The organism is Bacteroidota bacterium, assembly GCA_016718825.1.
Lineage (GTDB): Bacteria > Bacteroidota > Bacteroidia > J057 > JADKCL01 > JADKCL01.
In genome coordinates, this window is sequence record JADKCL010000022.1 from 25,569 (window position 1) to 45,275 (window position 19,707).

13 protein-coding genes and 1 pseudogene are annotated in these 19,707 nt (G+C 51.7%); 5 read left to right on the forward strand and 9 right to left on the reverse strand.

The window, feature by feature from the left end; genetic code table 11:
- Positions 1–32: 32 nt before the first annotated feature.
- Together IPN95_20385 and IPN95_20390 are read right to left on the reverse strand one after the other, a co-directional pair.
- The gene (locus IPN95_20385) at positions 33–410 is read right to left on the reverse strand and encodes a Rieske 2Fe-2S domain-containing protein (protein ID MBK9451727.1); all 378 of its coding nucleotides are present in this window, start codon (positions 408–410) and stop codon (positions 33–35) included.
- Positions 407–1,585, reverse strand: coding sequence for a CoA transferase (locus tag IPN95_20390; GenBank protein ID MBK9451728.1), 1,179 nt, complete (start codon positions 1,583–1,585; stop codon positions 407–409). Before IPN95_20390 ends, IPN95_20385 begins: the two co-directional genes overlap by 4 nt.
- 138 nt (positions 1,586–1,723) lie before the next feature.
- Between IPN95_20390 and IPN95_20395 the strand changes: the two genes are divergently transcribed.
- The gene (locus tag IPN95_20395) at positions 1,724–2,392 is read left to right on the forward strand and encodes a hypothetical protein (GenBank protein MBK9451729.1); all 669 of its coding nucleotides are present in this window, start codon (positions 1,724–1,726) and stop codon (positions 2,390–2,392) included.
- A gap of 115 nt (positions 2,393–2,507) precedes the next feature.
- Entirely contained in the window at positions 2,508–2,987 is a 480-nt protein-coding gene (locus tag IPN95_20400; GenBank protein ID MBK9451730.1) for a hypothetical protein, read from the forward strand.
- 154 nt (positions 2,988–3,141) lie between these two features.
- On the opposite strand, the gene IPN95_20405 is transcribed toward IPN95_20400, so the two are convergent.
- Together IPN95_20405 and IPN95_20410 are read right to left on the reverse strand one after the other, a co-directional pair.
- Entirely contained in the window at positions 3,142–4,044 is a 903-nt protein-coding gene (locus tag IPN95_20405; protein ID MBK9451731.1) for a hypothetical protein, read from the reverse strand.
- A gap of 49 nt (positions 4,045–4,093) precedes the next feature.
- Entirely contained in the window at positions 4,094–4,504 is a 411-nt protein-coding gene (locus IPN95_20410) for a hypothetical protein (protein ID MBK9451732.1), read from the reverse strand.
- Between the two features lie 149 nt (positions 4,505–4,653).
- Here IPN95_20410 and fbp point away from each other — a divergent pair, with 149 nt between their 5' ends.
- Genes fbp through IPN95_20425 form a run of 3 tightly spaced genes read left to right on the forward strand, consistent with a single transcriptional unit; the run spans position 4,654 to position 6,963 of the window.
- A complete protein-coding gene (gene fbp, locus IPN95_20415) occupies positions 4,654–5,670 on the forward strand; it encodes a class 1 fructose-bisphosphatase (GenBank protein MBK9451733.1) in 1,017 nt (338 codons plus the stop codon).
- A 20-nt stretch (positions 5,671–5,690) separates the two neighbouring features.
- Positions 5,691–6,422 (forward strand): PspA/IM30 family protein, encoded by a 732-nt coding sequence (locus tag IPN95_20420; protein MBK9451734.1) that lies wholly within the window; start codon positions 5,691–5,693, stop codon positions 6,420–6,422.
- 55 nt (positions 6,423–6,477) lie between these two features.
- Positions 6,478–6,963, forward strand: coding sequence for a hypothetical protein (locus IPN95_20425; GenBank protein ID MBK9451735.1), 486 nt, complete (start codon positions 6,478–6,480; stop codon positions 6,961–6,963).
- 124 nt (positions 6,964–7,087) lie between these two features.
- Here IPN95_20425 and IPN95_20430 read toward each other — a convergent pair whose 3' ends face one another.
- From IPN95_20430 to IPN95_20450, 5 genes and pseudogenes are all read right to left on the reverse strand, one after another.
- Positions 7,088–8,977 carry a T9SS type A sorting domain-containing protein gene (locus tag IPN95_20430; GenBank protein ID MBK9451736.1) on the reverse strand — a complete coding sequence of 630 codons (1,890 nt, stop codon included), beginning with the start codon at positions 8,975–8,977 and terminating at the stop codon, positions 7,088–7,090.
- 148 nt (positions 8,978–9,125) lie between these two features.
- Positions 9,126–11,027, reverse strand: coding sequence for a T9SS type A sorting domain-containing protein (locus IPN95_20435; GenBank protein ID MBK9451737.1), 1,902 nt, complete (start codon positions 11,025–11,027; stop codon positions 9,126–9,128).
- Between the two features lie 100 nt (positions 11,028–11,127).
- Positions 11,128–12,505 (reverse strand): annotated as a pseudogene (locus tag IPN95_20440) (2-oxo acid dehydrogenase subunit E2).
- A gap of 222 nt (positions 12,506–12,727) precedes the next feature.
- Positions 12,728–18,724, reverse strand: coding sequence for an HYR domain-containing protein (locus IPN95_20445; protein ID MBK9451738.1), 5,997 nt, complete (start codon positions 18,722–18,724; stop codon positions 12,728–12,730).
- Between the two features lie 336 nt (positions 18,725–19,060).
- Complete coding sequence (locus IPN95_20450; protein ID MBK9451739.1) at positions 19,061–19,519, reverse strand: hypothetical protein; 459 nt, start codon at positions 19,517–19,519, stop codon at positions 19,061–19,063.
- Positions 19,520–19,707: the final 188 nt, after the last annotated feature.

Genomic DNA, 19,707 nt, shown 5'->3' on the forward strand with positions numbered 1-19,707 from the left:
TTCAAAGGCAAATCACTCCAACCAAATTGCCTCTAAAACAACTCCCACCACTTCCGCTTACGTTTGGGAAAACCGATATATGTGCCTTCCGGATGAATTTGAACGGGGAATGTCTCGGTTGCATACCCCTCCCCTGCTGCGCTTTTGCCGTCTTCGGGGCAAAATTTAAAGCGATGCCAGGGACACATCACGTTTCCCTCTTCATCTACCGAACCTTGATGTAAGGGGCCACCGGCATGCGGACAACGGTCCCGCATGGCAAACAATTGGTCGCCTTTGCGGGAAATGCAGAGATTGATGCCTTTGACATTCACTTTGCGTAACTCCCCCAACGGCACAAATTTGGCCCCCATCATGGTGATTTCGTCTGCACGCACCCATTCGGTATCCGGATCCAATTCGTCGATCATAGAATTGCTTTTTGGAGCTTCAAATTGGCGATTATCTCATTGGAATACCCCAGCATTTGCTGCAGCACGACCTCCGTATCCTGCGCCAAATGAGGCGGCTCTGCAAGTTGCAGCCCTTCCATGCCTGCCAAAGCGACGGTGCGCAAGCCTGCCAATTGGGGTCCTTGCAGGCGTAAATCCTTTGCCTGTGGCGTTTCGCAGGCTTCGCGCATGTCATGCACCGCGCCCGCGGGCACCTGCGCAGCGTGCAAGGCAGACAGGAGCGCGTCGCGCCAATGTGTGGCGATCGCCTGCGAAAGCAAGGCATTCAGCGTCTCGCGGTGTTTGACGCGCTCGGCGTTGTGTGAAAATCGTGCATCGGTGGCCAATTCTGGCAAACCCAAACAGGTACATAACCGCATGAATTGGCCATCATTTCCAACCGCCAAGACGATTTCGCGGCCATCGGCTGTCGCATAGCTATTGCCATACGGCACGATATTGGGATGGCCGGAGCCCAAACGCTGTGGAATGACGCCGCCCACGAGCCAATTCGTGGCCTGATTGGCCAGGGAGGCAAGGCCTGCACCGAGCAAATTGGTTTGGACATGTTTGCCTTTGCCCGTGCCGGTGCGCGCAAAAAGTGCAAGGAGGATCCCTTCTTTGAGCTGATGTGCAGCAAGCAGATCCATCAACGCGACCGGCATTTTGGTGGGCCCGGATTCCGGCTGCCCATTGAGATAGGTAAAGCCGGCCTCGGCTTGGATGATCGCATCAAATCCGACTCGGGGATCATCGTCGCCGTAGGCGGTCAGGTCGGCGTAAATCAGCTTGGGATTCAAAGCCATCAAGGTGGCGGCATCGACTTGCAGTTTCTCGGCGTCGCCGGGCTTGTAGCTCGCAATGACGATGTCGGCTTTTGCGGCGAGTTCGTGAACGATGGCGCGGCCCTTTGGTATCCGCAAATCAATTCCAATCGATTGTTTACCCCAATTGACCGCTGAGAAGTAGGCGGATCGATCTTCCAATGCATCTTCACTAGGCAGCCGCCACGTACGGGTTACGTCGCCACCACCTGCAAAATGCTCTACTTTAATCACCTTCGCACCCAATTCGGCAAGAAACATGCCTACAGAGGGTCCAGCAAGCACCGAGGCGAGTTCCAAAACGAAGAGATCTTTGAGTATGTCTTTCATTCGAATGCAAAATGTAAATTTCGGCAAAGCCTTTGAGCAAAATCGCATTCGTCGCCCCATCCCGCAAGTTTTTTGTTTTCCTGATTGGAACAGCCCTGACGGTCTGCCTTCGAAGGATGCAAACAAATTGCAGATTCCATGCATTTTCCCGAAATCGCATTCATGCCTTGCCCTCCCTCCTACGAAGAACAGCGGTTCATGAGCTTGGACTTTGAAGTCGAATCGCTCGAGAAATCGATCAAGCAGCAGCTCAAAGAGATTCCGGATACCTTGTCGTTGTCGGCAATTTTTGCCCAACAGGCCGGCACGCCTGAATTCCATGAAGATCTAGGCGTGACAACAAGAAATCTGAAGCGACTACAGGAGGAGGCTGCGGGCTTGAACTTCTTTTGGGAACTCTACCCAAAAGGCTGGCCCGAAATGGATGATGTCCAACGTTACGAGGCATTTGCAGCAGGATTGCGTAAGCCCAACCAAGAAATTGAATTGGCACTCTGCGTAACCCGGACCCTACTTTACAAGCATCGAATGATGCTTTTGGATTCCAGTGCATTTCTTGACGCGAAAACGGCTCAGACGTGGCAAAAGGAAGTAGATCGCCACACCAAACATCGGGAAGCTGACCGCACAGCTGCCATTCAGAACCTACAACCCCATATCCAATACCATGAACGTACCTTAAATGCAGACCCGAGTCCAACCCAACGAGAAAGTGCGACACAGCTGCTGAAGGATCTCAAAATCAAGGTAAAACAAATATTGGCAATTCCGATTGAGGCCTTGCTTGCCGATCGCGGGCTTTTGTAGAGGGGGCACAACCCTCTTAGAAAATTGAGTTTCTTCCTTGACACAAAAAGGATTCCAACGAAAAAAATCCTATTTTGAGGCTCTGCTGATATGGCAGGGCTAAAAATCACATCCTATGAAAGTACAATTTTTACTTTTGATTGCCATTTTAGGATTCGGCAGTCTCACCTTCGCCCAAAACGGAAAAGTCAAAATGGATGATCAAGACAAAAAAGCGGAGCATTTGATCAATCGGTTATTGGACTCGTTGCTGATCGCTGATTTTGACCAGAGCGCACGTGCGGTCGCACAACTCACGCACAAGAGCAGTTTGAACGCCGAACGCGACAATCTGAGCCGTGACCTACTCGATTTCAGCTTCAAGAAGGCGCATGACAATGCGAAATTCTACGCCCATCCGGTGAAAATCACGCGTATTCAGAAGACGGCAGTCACGGCAATCGGCCATCCGAGCAATGACAGCGCGGAAGCCGGTGAAGAAAGGAAGTATTGGATCGCCAAAAAGCCGGGTGTCAACGGCATGCCAGCCCCAATCAACGTCTTTTTTCCATCCGACGGGGGCCATCCCAAGATCAATTACATGGGAAGCCTTTGAGAGTGAAAAGTTAAAAGCGAAAAGTGAAAAGTTGCATGAAATGAGAAGTTGGAAGATGGCCTCAGATTCATTTCTAATTTCCCATTTCTAATTGAAAATGAGCAATGTAACCGAAGTACATTGCTCATTTTTCATTTCTAATTTCTCATTCAAATCAGAGCCAGAAATTCCTCGAGATGTTGAATCCTAGGCGAATATCGCCTTTCAAGAGGTTCTGACGGGTAAAAGGAATTGCCCAAGCCTCGTTGATGGGCACACTGTTGACGACCATGATCTGGAAAACGTGGCCACCGGTGACGATGTCCAGTCCGACGGAAGCACTGCTGAAGAGTCCGCGGGGATCTGTCGTCCTCGGGATGGCGTAGTCTCCAAAGGCATAGCTGTATTCGAAGCTCAATCCCAACCTTTTACGGAGTTTGAATTGGCCCATCGCGGCGATGGCGAAGATGTCATTTTTGTCCGCTGCAGCCTCCACCAAATTGTGGTGGATATAGGTTGGGGCGATTTGCAAGGCCAAACGCTGACCAAATTTGCGTGCAATCAAGATCTGCGTCACATACGACATGCGGTGCGCAAATTGGCCGTAACGGTCAAAACCGTTGATTTGCGCGGCATCGTCGCGTGCCGAAATGATATTGGCTTTGCCGTGCAGGGCCAAGGTGATCGGCATGCCACCATCCTCTTGATTCAAAATGTTGTACTTCACATAGCCATTGTACACCTTGTTGAACTGATCGCGGCCCACGCCGACCATGAGGTTGTCGCGGATGCCGTAGTCAAACATAAAGGAGATGTTGGCTGGACCATCCAATCCCAAGAAATTGTAGAGTTGGTCGCGCTGCAGCGAACCAAAACGGTGGGAAATGCGGTAGGCAAGCACCTTGGGGCCGACTTGCAACACGGTTTGATTGTTCACACACCGCGTACCGTAAAAAATTTCCTTGACTTTGCTGCGAGATGCGGTTTGAACCGGCTTCTCTGCGGCTGTAGAATCTTGGGCAAACGCTCCGGCAGCGCCAAACAGCAATACGAGCGTAAACAGTATTAATTTTCTCATTTGATTTCTAACGATCAATACCTTCGATTGGACTTTGAATGTCCGCATTTTAGTTGTTGGGAGCACCTTGGGCGATCCAACGCTGCAAGAGCGTGATTTCGCAAGTACTCATGGTTTGTGGTCCGAGGCTGTTGCTCGGGGGCATCGGCGAGGGATTTTGGTCAAACAAACGTGCCTGAATCCGGCCCTCGTCAATTTTTTGCTTGATGCCTGCGTAAGCAGTGTAATCAGGCTTTGGAATCGATGCGCCCGAGAAATGGCAGTCTCCATTGGCATTGTTGGAGCAATACTTCGTGAAAATCGGGAAAATGGTATCTTGAAACGAGACCGCGGAAGTGTCTGTCGGATCGCAGATGTCGATCGGTTCAGGCAGGAGGTCGTCCTCGATGCTGTTAAAGGAGCAGGACCAGCATAAGCAAGCTGCGAGGAGCGCGGTGAGGGAGATAACTTTGAACTTCATAACTACAAATCCTTGGCTGATATCTTCTGATTTTAATCAAACTCGGCGGAAAATAGATATTTTTTCCCAAAACGCCGCCACGGCGCGTGTTCATTATTTTTTATCTTTGTGGCGTAACCCAGTCTCGCGTGAATCTCTCTTCCCGGAAAATCATCACCCTTGAGCAGTTTATCATTGAAAGTGAGGCTGCCTATCCACTTGCTACAGGTGAGTTTTCCCAATTGCTCCGTGACGTGGCCCTTGCTGCGAAATTGGTGAACAGGGAAGTGAACAAGGCGGGCTTGGTCGATATCCTCGGCTTGACGGGAGAAGTCAATGTCCAAGGCGAGCACGTCCAAAAGCTCGATGTTTTTGCCAATGAGCACTTCGTGAACGCGCTTACCATCGGTGGCCAAGTCTGCGTCATCGGCTCGGAGGAAAATGAGGATGTCATCCCCGTCAACAATCCGCAGAGCCGCAATGCCCGCTACGTCGTGCTGATGGACCCCCTCGATGGCTCGAGCAATATTGATGTCAACGTCGCTGTGGGCACGATCATCTCGGTCTATGAGCGCATTTCGGAAAAGGGGCAGCCGGGCCAATTGTCGGATTGCATGCAGAAGGGTCTGAAGCAGATTGCCGCGGGCTACGTGATCTACGGCTCCAGCACGATGATCGTGTACACCACGGGCCATGGAGTGAATGGATTTACGTTGGACCCTTCCATCGGCGAATTCCTCCTCTCCCACCCCAACATGCAGGTGCCAGCGAAATGCAATATTTATTCGCTCAACGAAGGCAACTACCGCAAGTTTGAGCCCGGCCTCAAAGAGTACCTCCGTCACATCAAGGGCAAATACGACCCCACGGTCAGGCCGTATTCGTCACGGTATATCGGCTCATTGGTGGCTGATTTTCACCGAAATCTGCTGAGAGGCGGTGTGTTTATTTATCCGGGGTTCATTGACGAACCTCACGGGAAGCTCCGTTTGATGTACGAAGCCAATCCAATGGCCATGCTCATCGAGCAGGCAGGTGGCGTCGCGACAGATGGCAAAAATCGTATCCTCGACATCGAACCCGAAGCCCTCCATCAACGTACTCCGCTTTACATGGGAAATCATTACGAAGTGGAACTCATCCATCAGTACCTCAATCGATACTCCGTGAAGGAGTTTGAATCTTAAATCAATACCGATCTGCGATTATGTGGAAAAGACTTGTACGCGCAATTAGAGCACTGTTTGGCAAAGCTGTCAGTGCAATTGAAGACCCAAAATTGATTCTGGAGCAGAATATCCGGGATTTGAATGATCAGGTCCCGAAAATGAACGAGAACATCGCCACGGTCAAGGCCAGCGTGATGCTGCTCGAAAAGGAAGAGCGGAAATATCAGATCGAATACGAAGATTTGGTTTCCAAAATGAAGGCTGCGATCAAAGCCGGTCGCGACGACATCGCTGCCAACTATGCCATGCGCCTTGAAACCGTCAAGGTCAATTTGGCCAAGGTGAAAGATCAGCGCGCAACTGCCCAGAAGGCTTACGAAAAATCCCTCGAGGTCAAAAAGGCCTTCATGAAGGAAAAGGAGCGCAAAATCGAAGAGGCACGCGAAGCTTTGCGCGCCCACGAACGCGCAAAATGGCAGTCACGCATCGCTGACACCATGGAGCAATTCGAAACGGGCGGCGTCGATGCCACTCACGACGAAATGTTGCAGCGTGTGAACGAGGAAACCGCCAAAAACGAGGCGCGCATGGAAATGGCACTCGACAGCGTCGATACCGATGGCCTGAAAATGGAAGAGGAAGCCGAAAAGCTCCGCGCCCAGGAATTGGTCAATCAGTTCAAGCTCGAAATGGGCGTTGAAAGTGGCGGCAGGAACTCCGTGGAGTCTACCAACACCACGACCAATCCTGATTTGAATAAAACCACCTGAGCCTGAATTGGCCAGCGTGAAGGATTTCATTCGAATGCTTTAAATCCGAAGTAAAATGGCTGAAAAACGTCCGACAGGCGAGGAAATGCGCCAAAAAATGAAGGAGGAATTCAAGCAAGACCTCCGTAAACGCAAGGAGTTTCTCGACAGCGTCAAGGAATACAAGCGCACGAAGACGCTCAGCGACGCCGTGGTCGATATTCAGAGTGGATCTGAAGACGACACCGATGTCTGGATCGAAAAGGTGAACGAGAAGACAGCTTTGTCTGAAGCCAAAATGGAAATGGCGCTGGATTCGAGCAGCATCGATACGCCAAGTCCCAAGCAGGAAGTTTCCGCTGCAACGGAGGCCGAAATGCGCAAAATCCAGGCACAAGAATTGGTGCGTCAAATGAAGGCGGAAATGGAGGGTACCACTACCCCGAAGACGCCTCCGGTTGAGCCCAAAGTCGAAACGCCAGCCCCTGAAAACAAGGCTGTGGACACGCCTCCAGCCAATGTGGATGACCGGCCGGCGCGTAAAATGATGGAAGACATCTAGGCGTCATTCGGCGACGAGAAAAACAAAAGCGCGGCCCTTGGGCTGCGCTTTTGTTTTTTAGCCTTCGCTGTAATTTAAGTTGACAGCTTTCCACCGTGAGAAATCCGTCATTCGGAAATCTCATTCACCTAGCCACCACAACCTTCACGACCTCCTTCATTCCTCGGTGTGACATCTGCAAAAAATAAATGCCATTTGCAGCGTTTTCAAGGTTCAATTCGAATTGATTCCAACCAGCCGAATGCGTAGCTTTCATCGCCTTCAACACGCTACGCCCTTGCAAATCCGTAACGACAAATTCAACTTCTCCCGCCTGCGGCAAGGAATAACGGATCGTGGAAATCCCATTCGAAGGATTGGGAAAAATCTGCAGGTGGCTTTCATTGTTGGCTGGTGCTTGGTTTGCGACCGGCAAGTCCGTTACAACCCCCATCAAAAATTCAGTCGTTTCGCGACTCCGGTAAGGTGCCCAGCTGCCACCCAAAATTTCATAGCTGCGTCGTGAAATCGGGCCATATTGCTCAGCACCCAACGAAATTCCGGAGCCTTGCTGCATCCATGCCACCGCAAAACCGCCAGAAGCGATGTTGATTGCCGGGCTGATGGCAACCGAATTCCAAGCATCTTCCAACACATTTGCAGCGGAAACAGGGGCGTTTGCAAGCAAATTGTTGGGGTCGGGAGCGCCGTTCACATCCAATCCATAAATCTTGATCGTGTACCCGACCGGTGGTGGTGTCTGCAAGTCCCCGTCACCAATAATATAGACGCGTACAGAATCAATTATCGCGGGGAAGCCAGGTGGGACCATTTTGACAGCTACACCATCAGTCGGGTTGCCACCTGCCCATGAAACCGATTCAGAAGGTGGGAATCCACTTGCGAAACTCAGTTCATTCCGCCCTCCAGTACCGCTGACACCAACAACCTCAATGGTATTGGTGTTGTTGGTGGGATTGATGTCCTGTCCGTCTTCGGTTTCAGTCTCGACCTGAAAATAATATTGGCCCAAACGGATGAGCAACAATTCGTCTGGGAAAGCGAGTGCTGCGTTGCTACCATTCGGCAACCCGTTGATGCTGACACTGTCGCTCCAAATATTTGCAAGCTGAAGGTCACGCAAGGAACCCTTTGCCGTAACGGTGCTTGTGATAGGAGTATTGCCTACATTGGTAAGATTGGTGGTGAGAAATGTAGGCGTCCACAGATAGACAAATTGACCTGCATTGTCGGCATCCACATTCCAAACGGGCGTTGCATCGGGGACCAAAAACGATGCGCCTGAGGGATAAATGTACTTCACGACATAGTTGTCAGGTGGCACTGTATTTCCAGTCGAATGGTTCAGACCAAGATTTCCAGTGACATTTTCAATCCCGATTTCCATAAACGTTGCACACCCGGTACCGCCCGGAAAATTTGCAGCATCCGTATTCTGATATTGAAATGTGATCGAGCTGTCGCGCCCGCTCAAAATCAATTCGAAGGTATTGCTTCCAGTCCAGTCAGGAACCGCATTCTTCCACCAAGGGACGTTCACCCATTGAATCACAAACGAATCCACATTGTTGGTCCAATACCAGAGTTCACCCTGATTGGGATTCAAAACATCGTTGCTGATGAAAGTAAGGTCACTCATAAACGGCGCAACGATATTGTCTCCCACCCCACCTGCCGTAGGGATCGTGGGGAAACAGCTCGCGATATTTCCGACATTGCTAAAGGAGATCCACCCATTGGAACCCACTTTGATGCTGTTGTAATCACTCCAATAGTAATGAAAGTCCCATCCGATGTTGAACGGACCTACGGCATTGTCATCGGCAAGTCCGGGAATTTGCAAGGCACCCGCCCTGCCCGTGATATCCACCCAGTTAAAGTTGATACCGGGTTCGTTGGAGTCTTTCCAGATATAGCCGTAAGGATCAGGCCCTCCGCTTCCCGCGAAAAGATTCCCGAATACCATCATCCATACCAAGCAGAGCAGGCCGGTCGCCTTGTGAAACAACTTCATGGGCTGATTTTGAACAAATTTAACCAAAGGTAAAAGGGGTGGATGAATTTTGGGAGGAAATTCGGTGGATCAATGGATAGATCAATTGCCCCCCAAAGAAAAAGGCGGCCCCAATGGAGTCGCCTTTTTCCTTATAGGATATTGCGAATTAGTGGTTGACCACCAATTTGCTGACCATTTTCTCGGTTGCTGTCTCCAAGTTGATGAAGTACAGACCAGATGCGAGGTCGGATGCGTCAAAGCCCAAGGTGTGGTTACCTGCAGCTGCACCGATTTCGTTTTTAGCGAATACGGTTTGGCCATACATGTTTACCACGGTCAAACGCACGTCGCTGATGGCTGGAAGCTCATAGCGGATCGATGTGATGCCGGTAGTTGGGTTAGGCACAGCCTTGAGGTTCAACATAGCAGCGTTGTCTTCTTTCACATCTGTGCCGGTTGGGCAAGTGATGGAGATATTGGCGCTGATCATGAAATCGCTCACGGTAAGCTCACGGTAAGGAGACCATGCACCGCTCAGGATTTCATAGGTACGACGGGAGATCGGAGCTTGCGTCTCAGTGCCCAAAATCACGTCAGCACCACCTTGGAACCAAGCAATATACCATCCCCCGGAGTTGATGGTCGATGTACCGTTCATACGTACACGGTACCATACACCTTCAGTAGCAGCGTTGGCAGCGACCTTGACGCTATCCATCATGGTGCCGGGGAAGCCGTTTCCGTCGAAAATTTTGATGTCAAAAGAGCTGTGCTGACCTGGGGTCGGTGCGCCAGCTGGATCAACGATCCAAACGTCGACATTGCTGATGTTGGCTGGATAGGATGGTGGAACGATGTAAACACCGGCACCTTCGTCATTTGCACCACCTGACCATGAAATTCCATTGTCTGGCTGCGTTGCAGAGGAATAAGTCAAGTTCATCGAGTCACCCGTACATGGTGTAGCCACCAATTCAACCGTATTTTGGTTGTTGCTTGGGTTGATGTCAGACGAATTGGTCGTGGTGACTTTATAGGAGTAGTGGTTGGCAGTGGTAAAGGTCACGGGTGTCGAGAACTGTACCGTGCTATCGGTGCCTGCAACCAAACCGCTAGCGATCGAGGTTGTACCGGTCCAGAATGCTGCACCTGCGCCTGGGAGGCGAATGTCACCTGCAACAGCGATGGATGTTGAAATGTCAGCGTTGCCTACGTTGGCAATGTTGGCAATCATGTCTTGTGCAGTGGCATTTCCACCAGAAATGAAAAATTGGCCTGCATTGTCTGCATTTGCATTCCAAGCTGGCGTTGCATCAGGAACCTGGAAGGTAACGACAGAAGGATAATAAAACTTCACGGCGAAGTTGTCTGGAGGAAGGTTTTCGTTGTAAACTTCCAAACCGATGTTGCCGGTGATGTTTTCGATACCGATTTCCATGTCAGCTGGGCAGCCACCATTGTCGGTCCAGTTGCTGACGTCGGTGTCATTGTACATGAAGGTAATCGAGCTGTCGACACCACTCAAGATCAATTGGAAGGTATTGCTACCGACCCAGTCTGGAGATCCCGTGACCCACCATGGAACTTGGTTCCACTCAATGATCAAAGTATCTGTGCTGTTGCTCCACCACCATACTTCAGCTGGATTTGGGTTACCAGGGCTGTTGCTGGTGTAGATCAAATCGCTCATGAAAGGCGCCAAGTAGTTGTCTCCGCTTCCACCCTGTGTAGGGATCAAAGGAAAACAGCTGGCGATGTTGCCGATGTTGTTGAATCCAACCCAGCCATTGGAGCCAAGTTTGAATTGGTTGTGGTCAGTCCAATAGTAATGGAAGTCCCAACCAAAGTTGATGAAGGCAACCGAATTGTCATCGGTGAGGCCTGTGACTTGGGTTGCTCCGGGAGCACCCACAATCGAGTTCCAAACGTAGGCTGGGCCTTGGGCGTCATTGGAGTTTCTCCATGTATAGCCGTAGACATCCGGACCACCGCTTGTTTGCGCAAAGGTGCTATTGCCACCTACTACGCACAGCAAAGCCAATGCAAGAAGTAGAATTCTGTTTCTCATACTGTATTCTAAAGTGTTAAAAAGAAATCTTTTCGCCTCAAATATAGGCTATTCCGATGAATATTCAATATGTTACGGCCTGACGGTCGTAGCCAAGACGTCAAACGGCCCGATTGGGGTCAAATGCCTCCAACAAATCGGCCAATCGACGCACAAAACGACCACCCAAGGCACCGTCGACCACACGATGGTCATAACTATGGCTCAGGAACATCATGTGACGCACGCCGATCATATCTCCCATTGGTGTTTCAATCACGGCGGGCTTCTTGCGAATCGCTCCGACGGCCATGATCGCCACCTGCGGCTGCATGATGATGGGTGTTCCCATCACGTTGCCAAAAGTTCCCACGTTGCTGATGGTGTAGGTGCCACCATCGAGTTCTTCCAACTTGAGTTTGTTTTCGCGCGCTCTCGCGGCCAAATCATTGACCTTCGCAGACAGGCCCGCCAAATTGTATTGATCCGCATTCCGCACCACTGGCACAATCAAATTGTCAGTCGGCAAGGCCACGGCCATTCCAATGTTGATGTCTTTCTTGACTACAAGTTTGTCGCCATCCACGGAAATATTGACCATCGGATGCTCGCGCAAAGTCTGTGCAAGTGCTTCCATGAAGATCGGAGTGAAGGTCAGCTTTTCACCGTACTTCGCTTCGAATGCCTTCTTGTTTTTTTTCACGCCACAGCACGATATCGGTGACATCGCATTCGACAAAGGAGGTGACGTGCGCAGAAACATGTTTGGAATAAACCATGTTTTCGGCGATCATCTTCCGCATGCGGTCCATTTCCACGATTTCCGTGTTTCCCGAATGGCTGTAGGTCTTCTGTTTGACCATCAGGTATCCGTCGGGCGCGACGACCTTTGCTGGTTGAGCAGCAGCCGTCACGGGCTTGGTTTCCGTTTGTGGTTGAGCAACTGATTGCGCGGCAGTTCGCGGACCTTTCACATAGGCCAAAATATCAGCCTTGGTGACGCGACCTGCATTTCCAGAACCTGCAATTTGCTCCAATTCGGCCATTGAAACGCTTTCTGTTCGCGCGATGTTCAGTACCAATGGAGAATAAAACCGTCCATTGTCGGAACGCGAAGCCAAAGGTCCGGAAGAAATGGCAAGGCTTGGAATGGCCACATTGGCCGCAACAACAGTCTCTGCGACGGGCGTTGTCACAACTTCGGGCGCTTTGGCCTGCCCGTTGCTGATCGCAGGGGGCGTGTTGGTGGAACTTGCCGCTTCCGTCTCAATCACAGCGATGACAGTACCGACCGGAACGACATCTCCTTCTTTGAAGAATACTTCCAACAGCTTGCCGTCGACCGGCGAAGGCACCTCGGAATCAACCTTGTCGGTGGCGATTTCCAAGATGGGTTCATCTTGTTCAATCTTACCGCCAATTGCAACCACCCATTTCAGGATCGTTGCTTCGATGATGCTCTCACCCATCTTGGGCATCACGAGCTCTACTCTCGCCATATTCTTATTCTTGCTTTGAAGTACTCCAATTGCGGCGCAAAAATAACCAAAAAAAAGCAGGATTCAAGGAATTCGGAAGGAGGGAATTTCCTTCGAATCCTCACCCCGCTGTCGATCAAGCATTCTGGCACTTTTCCTCGGCAAAGGACGCTCATCATGCACCTCCAAAATGCACAAAGGCCACCTTGCGGTGGCCTTTGGCATTCAATTTGTGTTGCGGGATTACTGCTTCACAACACGCTCAACCAAGCGCTGATCACCGTTTGTGACGGAAATCAAGTACACGCCTGATGCGAATTGTGAGAGGTCAAGCTTGGCAGTTGCCTCGCCTGCAGACACGGTGACTTCCACTTCGGCCAACAGCTGACCGTAGATGTCGCTCACCTTTACTGCATAGTTCATGTCTTCGGAGCAAGCCTGGCAAGCCAATTCAACGGTAAGCGCACCGTTTGTTGGGTTGGGGAATGCACGAAGGCTCAAGCTTACCATCTGATCATCGGAAGATGCGCCAGAGTGGCTTGCCGTCTTGTCATCGCTACCACTGCCGCCATTACCATGGTTGCTACGTGGGAAGGTACAGTTGAAGCGTGATCCACATGCTCCCAACACGTCGCCATGGCCAAGGTGGCTGGCCACTTGTGATGCAGGGACGCATTGTGTCTGCGAGCAGGCATTGCGGCCTGGCACGTTGTGGCAAATCTGGATGCGGTTGTTTCCGCAAGAGATGCTGCGTGGGCAGACGGCAACGCTATCTACTGCTGAGCAGCCGTTGGCATCGGTCACACGGAAGAAATACACCGTCGTCACGGTTGGGCAGGCACTGTAAGTGTTGCCAGTGGCAAGCACTTGACCGCTGCGTGTTGTCCAACGTGTGTTGTAGGCTGCAGTTCCACCCGAAACGGTACCGGTAAGGGTAGCGCAAGCTTGTGGACCGTAGGCTGGATAAACCACTTGGTGTGCGCCAGCGTCAGCAATCAAACGTGTTGGTTGCGTCACAACGCCAGAGGCAGTTGCTGTGCAACCGTAGCCGTCGGTAATTGTCACGCTGTAAGATCCAGGACGCAAGCCGCTGATGGTCTGGGTCGTGGCGTTGTTGCTCCAACGATATGTGTAAGGGGCGCAGCCACCTACACCGTTGGCAGTTGCAGTACCGTTGTTGGCACCGAAGCAAGTTACATTTTGAGTCGTAACCGTTGCAGTGAGCAATGCAGCTTGGGTCAGCACAATGCTGGCTGTGCTGGTATTGCCATTGTTGTCGGTCACCGTAACGACGTACAGACCAGGAGTCAAACCAGTTTGGTTGACCGCGGTCGATCCATTGCTCCAGAGATACGACAAGTTGCCACAACCACCCGTTGCGACCAAGTTGATAGTACCGTCTTGACCACACTGAATGTTGCCACCGCTGCCAGAGCCACCGCTGCCAGAGCCACCGCTGCCGGAGCCGCCATGACCATGACCGCTGCCAAGGTTACCGCTGCCGGATCCATCATGACCGCGATCGCTGCCTTGGTTGCCATGGCCACCATTGTTGCAGATGTTGCCGTTGTGGCGGCAAGTGCTGTGGCTGCCATTGTTGCCATGACCGCTGCCAGAGCCGGAGCCGCTGCCAGAACCGTCATGACCATTATCGCTGCCATTGCTACCATTGCTACCATCATCGTGGCCGCTACCGGAGCCGCTACCGGATCCGCTGCCTGAACCGCCGTTACCGGTCGCACAGCAAGAAGACACATTGAAGCCGCAACCGTTTACCGGGCTGCTCAAGCTCACGGTAATTGCAGGCGAAGTAACAGTCACCGTTGCGGTGCAGCTGCTCACGTTGCCATTCACGTCGGTAACAGTCAAGGTTACCGTGTTCGGACCTTGGTTGCTGCAAGAGAATGAATTCGGATTCACAGAAAGGCTCGCGATACCGCAGGCGTCGCTGCTACCGCCATCGATTTGCGAGGCAGTGATCGAAACCGATCCGCTGTTAGGTGCATTGACCGTGATGCTTTGGCAAACTGCCAAAGGCGCGACGTTGTCGACCACGGTTACCGTAGCAGAGCAATTGCTGCTGTTGCCATGGATATCCGTTACGGTCAACACCACCGTGTTGACGTTTCCGACATTGGCGCAACCGAAGCTGCTGTTGTCGAGTGAAAGGCTGGCAATGCCGCAATTGTCGCTGCTGCCGTTGTTCACGTCGGCCGTTGTGATGCTACCTGCGCCATTGGCGTCAAGTTGAACCGTCACAGCCTGGCAATTTGCGACAGGAGCCTCGGTGTCATTCACCGTCACGGTGAAGCTACATGCAGCAGTGTTGCCGTGGATGTCGGTTGCCGTTGCAACCACCGTAGTGGTGCCGACAGCAAATGTGCTGCCACTGGCAGCGGCTTCGACGATCGAGGCGATACCGCAGTTGTCCGAGGCAGTTGCGGCGAAGGTCACCACTGCAGAACAGTTACCCGCATCGTTGCTCACGCTGATGTTAGCTGGGCAGGTGACGACAGGAGCTTCCGTATCGTTCACAGTAACAGTGAAGGCACAGCTGACAGCATTGCCGGATGGATCGGTTGCGGTAGCAGTCACAGTCGTGCTGCCTTGTGCAAATACAGATCCTGGAGCGATGCTGTAACCAACCGTGGCGCTGCAATTGTCTGCACCGGTTGCAGTGTAGCTCACCACAGCGCTGCAAAGACCTGCGTCGTTGCTTACTGTGATGTTGGCAGGGCAAGTGATGCTTGGCGCAACATTGTCTTGGACGGTCACAGATGCGGAGCAAGTGCTGCTGTTGCCATTGACGTCGGTGACGGTCAAGACGACATTGTTGGCTCCGGAGAAATTGTGGCTTCCCAGGTTGCTGAAATCATCGGTGGCAAGTCCGGTCCATTCGGAGGCCAAACTTGGGAATCCAACTGCATTGCTGGTATTTCCTGAATTCACTGCCGAATTGCGAACCAATGTACGATCCATTGTGCCCAAGCCGCCGCCAGTCCATTCTGTACCTGGATCTTGGCCGATACGACCAATGATATCGACCGCGGTCGTACCATTGCGAAGCTCAATTGCATCATCTCCATTAAAGAAGTTAGAAGTACTGGTCACATCAGCCTGTGCCAACATGCCGACTGCTGCATTGTCATCGCAAACAACATAAACATCACCATTTGCTACCGTACCCGTCAAGTTAATGATGGTGGTTGCAGAAGTGCTGCCATTGAAGTAGTAACGTAGGCTATATCCCGAGAGATTCACCGCAGCACCTGTACCGTTGAAGATTTCAATGCACTTGTTGTTGCTGCTTCCTTCAGTGTATTCGGAGATGAACAGACTTGAAGCTGGGGTGCCATTGACATTTGCGCAAGAGAACGATCCATTGTTCAAGGTCGTGCTTGCAATGCCGCAGGCATCACTCGAGCCATTGTTGATCGCACTCGCAGTGATGGTTGCATTCCCAGAATTGTCCAATTGAACGGTTACGTTCTGGCAAAGCGCAACGGGTGCCACGACATCCTGAACGGTTACAGTCGCAGAACAGGTTGAAGTGTTGCCACCAACATCAGTGACTGTCAGGATTACGGTATTGCTGGAACCAACATTTGCGCAACTGAAGTTGCTGTTGTTGAGGGCAATGCCAGTAATGCCACAGTTGTCAGTTGAACCATTGTTGACAGCAGCGGCATTCGTAGAACCTTGACCAGCTGAATTCAATTGAACGGTTACTGACTGGCAATTTGCGACTGGAGGGACAATATCATTGTCGGTCACTGTCACGGTGTTGCTGGTTGCTGTACAACCATTTGCATCGGTGACTTGCACAGAATATGTACCAGCGCCAATGTTGGAAGCAGTCACGCCCGTCTGTCCACCAGGTGTCCAGAGGTAGGTGTAATTTGGAGTACCACCGACAACCAAAGCTGTAGCGCTACCATTGGCTACGCCAGGGCAAGTTGCATTGACACTCGTTGCTGAAACCGATGGATTCGGGAATACCGAAACAGCAACTGGACCTGCGATGGCGGAACAGCCATTCGCAGAAGTTACGGTGACACTGTAGTTTCCGGCAGTATTCACAGTAATGCTTTGCGTGGTTTCGCCCGTGCTCCAGAGATATCCTGCCGCTTGTGTTGCGACCAAAGTCACCGAACCACCGCTGCAGAAGCTCGTGTTACCAACATTGGTAATCGTCGCGACATTGGTCAATCCACCCAGGATCATATCGTCGATGCGGTATTGGGTAGTTCCCAAATTGGTAAAGCGGATGCGCAAGTTGGCTGCAGATGGGAAGCCCACTGCCGTCATCGTAGACCAAACCGCCGTTCCAGTGCCCGTAGGCAGAAGGGTATGCGGAAGGGTGGTATAGGTGATCCCATCGGTGCTGACCTCAAGGCGCAAATCCAAACCATTGGAGGTCGTGGTGCTTTTGAAAACGCCAAATGCCATTCCCATGGTCGTGAAACCTGTGGTATTGACGCCTGAGATTTCGAATGTGCGTCCAGCACCTGTGAAGAATACGTTTGCACCGCCAGAGGCTCCAGGATAACCTGTGCTAGGCAAAGTGTTGCGCACATCTGCTGTGCCACTCATCGTGTAACTGTCATTGTCAAAGCCATTTGCACCTTCGTGGGCGGCGATCAAAGTCGTGCCCGTTACAGTGCCAATACGCTCTGCAAATACCTGGCTGTTGCCTTGAAATGCACTGACCGTTACCGTGAAGGAACAGTTGGCAGAATTTCCACTAGCATCGGTAGCCGTAAAGGTTACAGTGTTGTTTCCAACAGGGAAGGATGAACCCGAAGGTAAGCCAGCAGTCTGAACAACAGCGACTCCTGGACAGTTGTCTGAGGCCGTTGCATTGCCAAATATTGCCACACCGGCAGTGGTACCCGCCACAGCGCAAAGCGTCTGGCTTGCTGGGCATGTGATCACTGGCAATTGGTTGTCGACCACGGTCACCGTAAAGCTACAGTTGGCCAAATTTCCAGCTGCGTCAGTGGCCACCACATTCACCGTCGTCGTTCCAGTCGCGAATGTACTTCCGGAAGCAGGATTGATGCTCACCGTCACGCCGGGGCAATTATCGGTTGCCGTTGCATTGTAGCTCACCACTGCGCTGCAAAGACCTGGGTCAGTGTTCACGCTGATGTTGGCGGGGCAAGTAACCGTTGGGGCTTGCGCATCGACGACCGTCACAATGAAGGAACAAACCGTTGAATTGCCGGAAGCGTCAGTTGCCACGAATGTATTGGTGGTAGAACCGGTTGGGAAGGTGCTGCCAGAAGGCAAACCTGCAGTCTGAGCCACGGTTACTCCTGGGCAATTGTCCGTAGCCTCGTTGTCGTACTCATACATTGCACCACAAGCGCCATTGCCGCATTGACCAGCATCGTTGTTCACAGCAATATTGCCTGGGCAAGCAACAGTAGGAGCTTCTACATCGCTCACTGTTACACTGAAGGAGCAAGCGGCGGTGTTGCCAGAGCCGTCAACGGCAGTATAGGCTACGGTCGTCGAACCGATTCCAAAAACCGATCCGCTAGCGCCACCAGAAGTTTGCACCACAGAGACCAAACCACAATCATCGGTGGCCGAAGCACCATTAAATGTGACTGTCGCACCACAAACGCCATTGTCGTTACCAACAGAGATATTGGTTGGGCAAACAATCGTTGGTGGTGTCAGGTCGGAAGCACGCAAAACCGTTGCCGTACCACTGGCAGGACAGCCGTTGGCATCCTGCACCGAGAATGTTTGGATTCCCTGTCCCAAACCAGTAAAGGTATTGGAAGGTCCAAAAGGGCCACCATTTACGCTGTATTGATAGGGAGCAGTGCCGCCATTCGCGGTCACCGTCATGGTGCCGTTGTTCAAATTGCAGGAGGCGGGAGTGGTGGCGCCCGTGGCGACCACGGCGCTTCCGGCAGTACCAACTACAACCGTAGCATTGGCCACACAAGAATTACCATCGACCACCAGCACATTATAGGTGCCCGCTGCCAAACCCGAATTGGACTGGTTGAAGGAGGTATAACCGCTTGGACCCGTCCAAGAGTAAGTAATCGGAGCGGTGCCATTGAGAACGCTTACCGTGGCAGATCCATTGCTTGCACCGCAAGAAGCGGGTGTACCGGATCCAGTCGCAGTCATGTTACAAGGAATGGGAACTGTGATGTTAAATGTCATTACGCCGGTAGCAGCTGCTGGACAACCATTGTCCTGGGCATTGATGGTCACCGAATAGGTATTGCCAGCATTTGCCAGGGTTGGTGTGAAGCAAAAAGTTCCGGTAGCGGAACACCGTTCCGATACTCGTCAGCACGCACGCAAATCACAGCAACCTGGCCCACAACTGCAGGGGTGAAGAGCAAAGCACCCGTGTTGGGGTTAAGATTGACCCCGTGCTGGAAGTCAGGGATTGATTCCACGAAAATCCGGCGCGTAGCTACGGGGTCATTGGTTCCCGTAGTCGACTAACAAGACCGAAGAGAATAGACAATTGCATCGCCATCTGGATCAAATCCGTTTGGACTCAAGGTTGCCGGTTGATTGGCACGAAAAAGTTCCAACGGCCTATTCAAGAAGCGAGGAGAACTGTTTTGAATTCCCGGCACGGAAATTGCGTAGATGAACAGTCGCTTGAATTCGATGGTCACCTGTTGTAATCGCGGCATTGCGGGCACAAGGTTGCAATTGCACGCGGTAGGCAGCTGTTGGGAGCAAGGTCACAATAAGCGAATAAATATGTTCTTCGATGCCAAATGCTCCGCCCGTGTTTGGACATGGGCTGACTTGGCCAGGGCATAGCGGGGTGATGTCGACAGGGTTTCCGACCCTATTCAACGTTGCACTGGCAACCGGAGTGCTGGGCACAAAGTTGACGATGGTGGTAGTACCTAAAGCAATACCTGAACAGTCACGATAGATTCGCTGAGTGATTCGATAATTTTCACCATTCAACCATTCAACGATAATTTCATTCCCGGCATAGTGAGAAGCACTCAAGCTCCCTGCACTACCGAGGATCAGCAAGGCAAAAGCCCACAACGTGGTCCTCAGCCTGTTGCCAAGACATCGCGATGTTCGCGTGTTTTGGACTTTTAACAGTGTACAATTCATGTTGATCAATAATAAATTAGACAGTTGGGAAAAAATCTACAGAAGGAGCTGTATTTCAAGCCTATAAAGAACAATTGGCGACTTACTAAAACTTCCAAGAC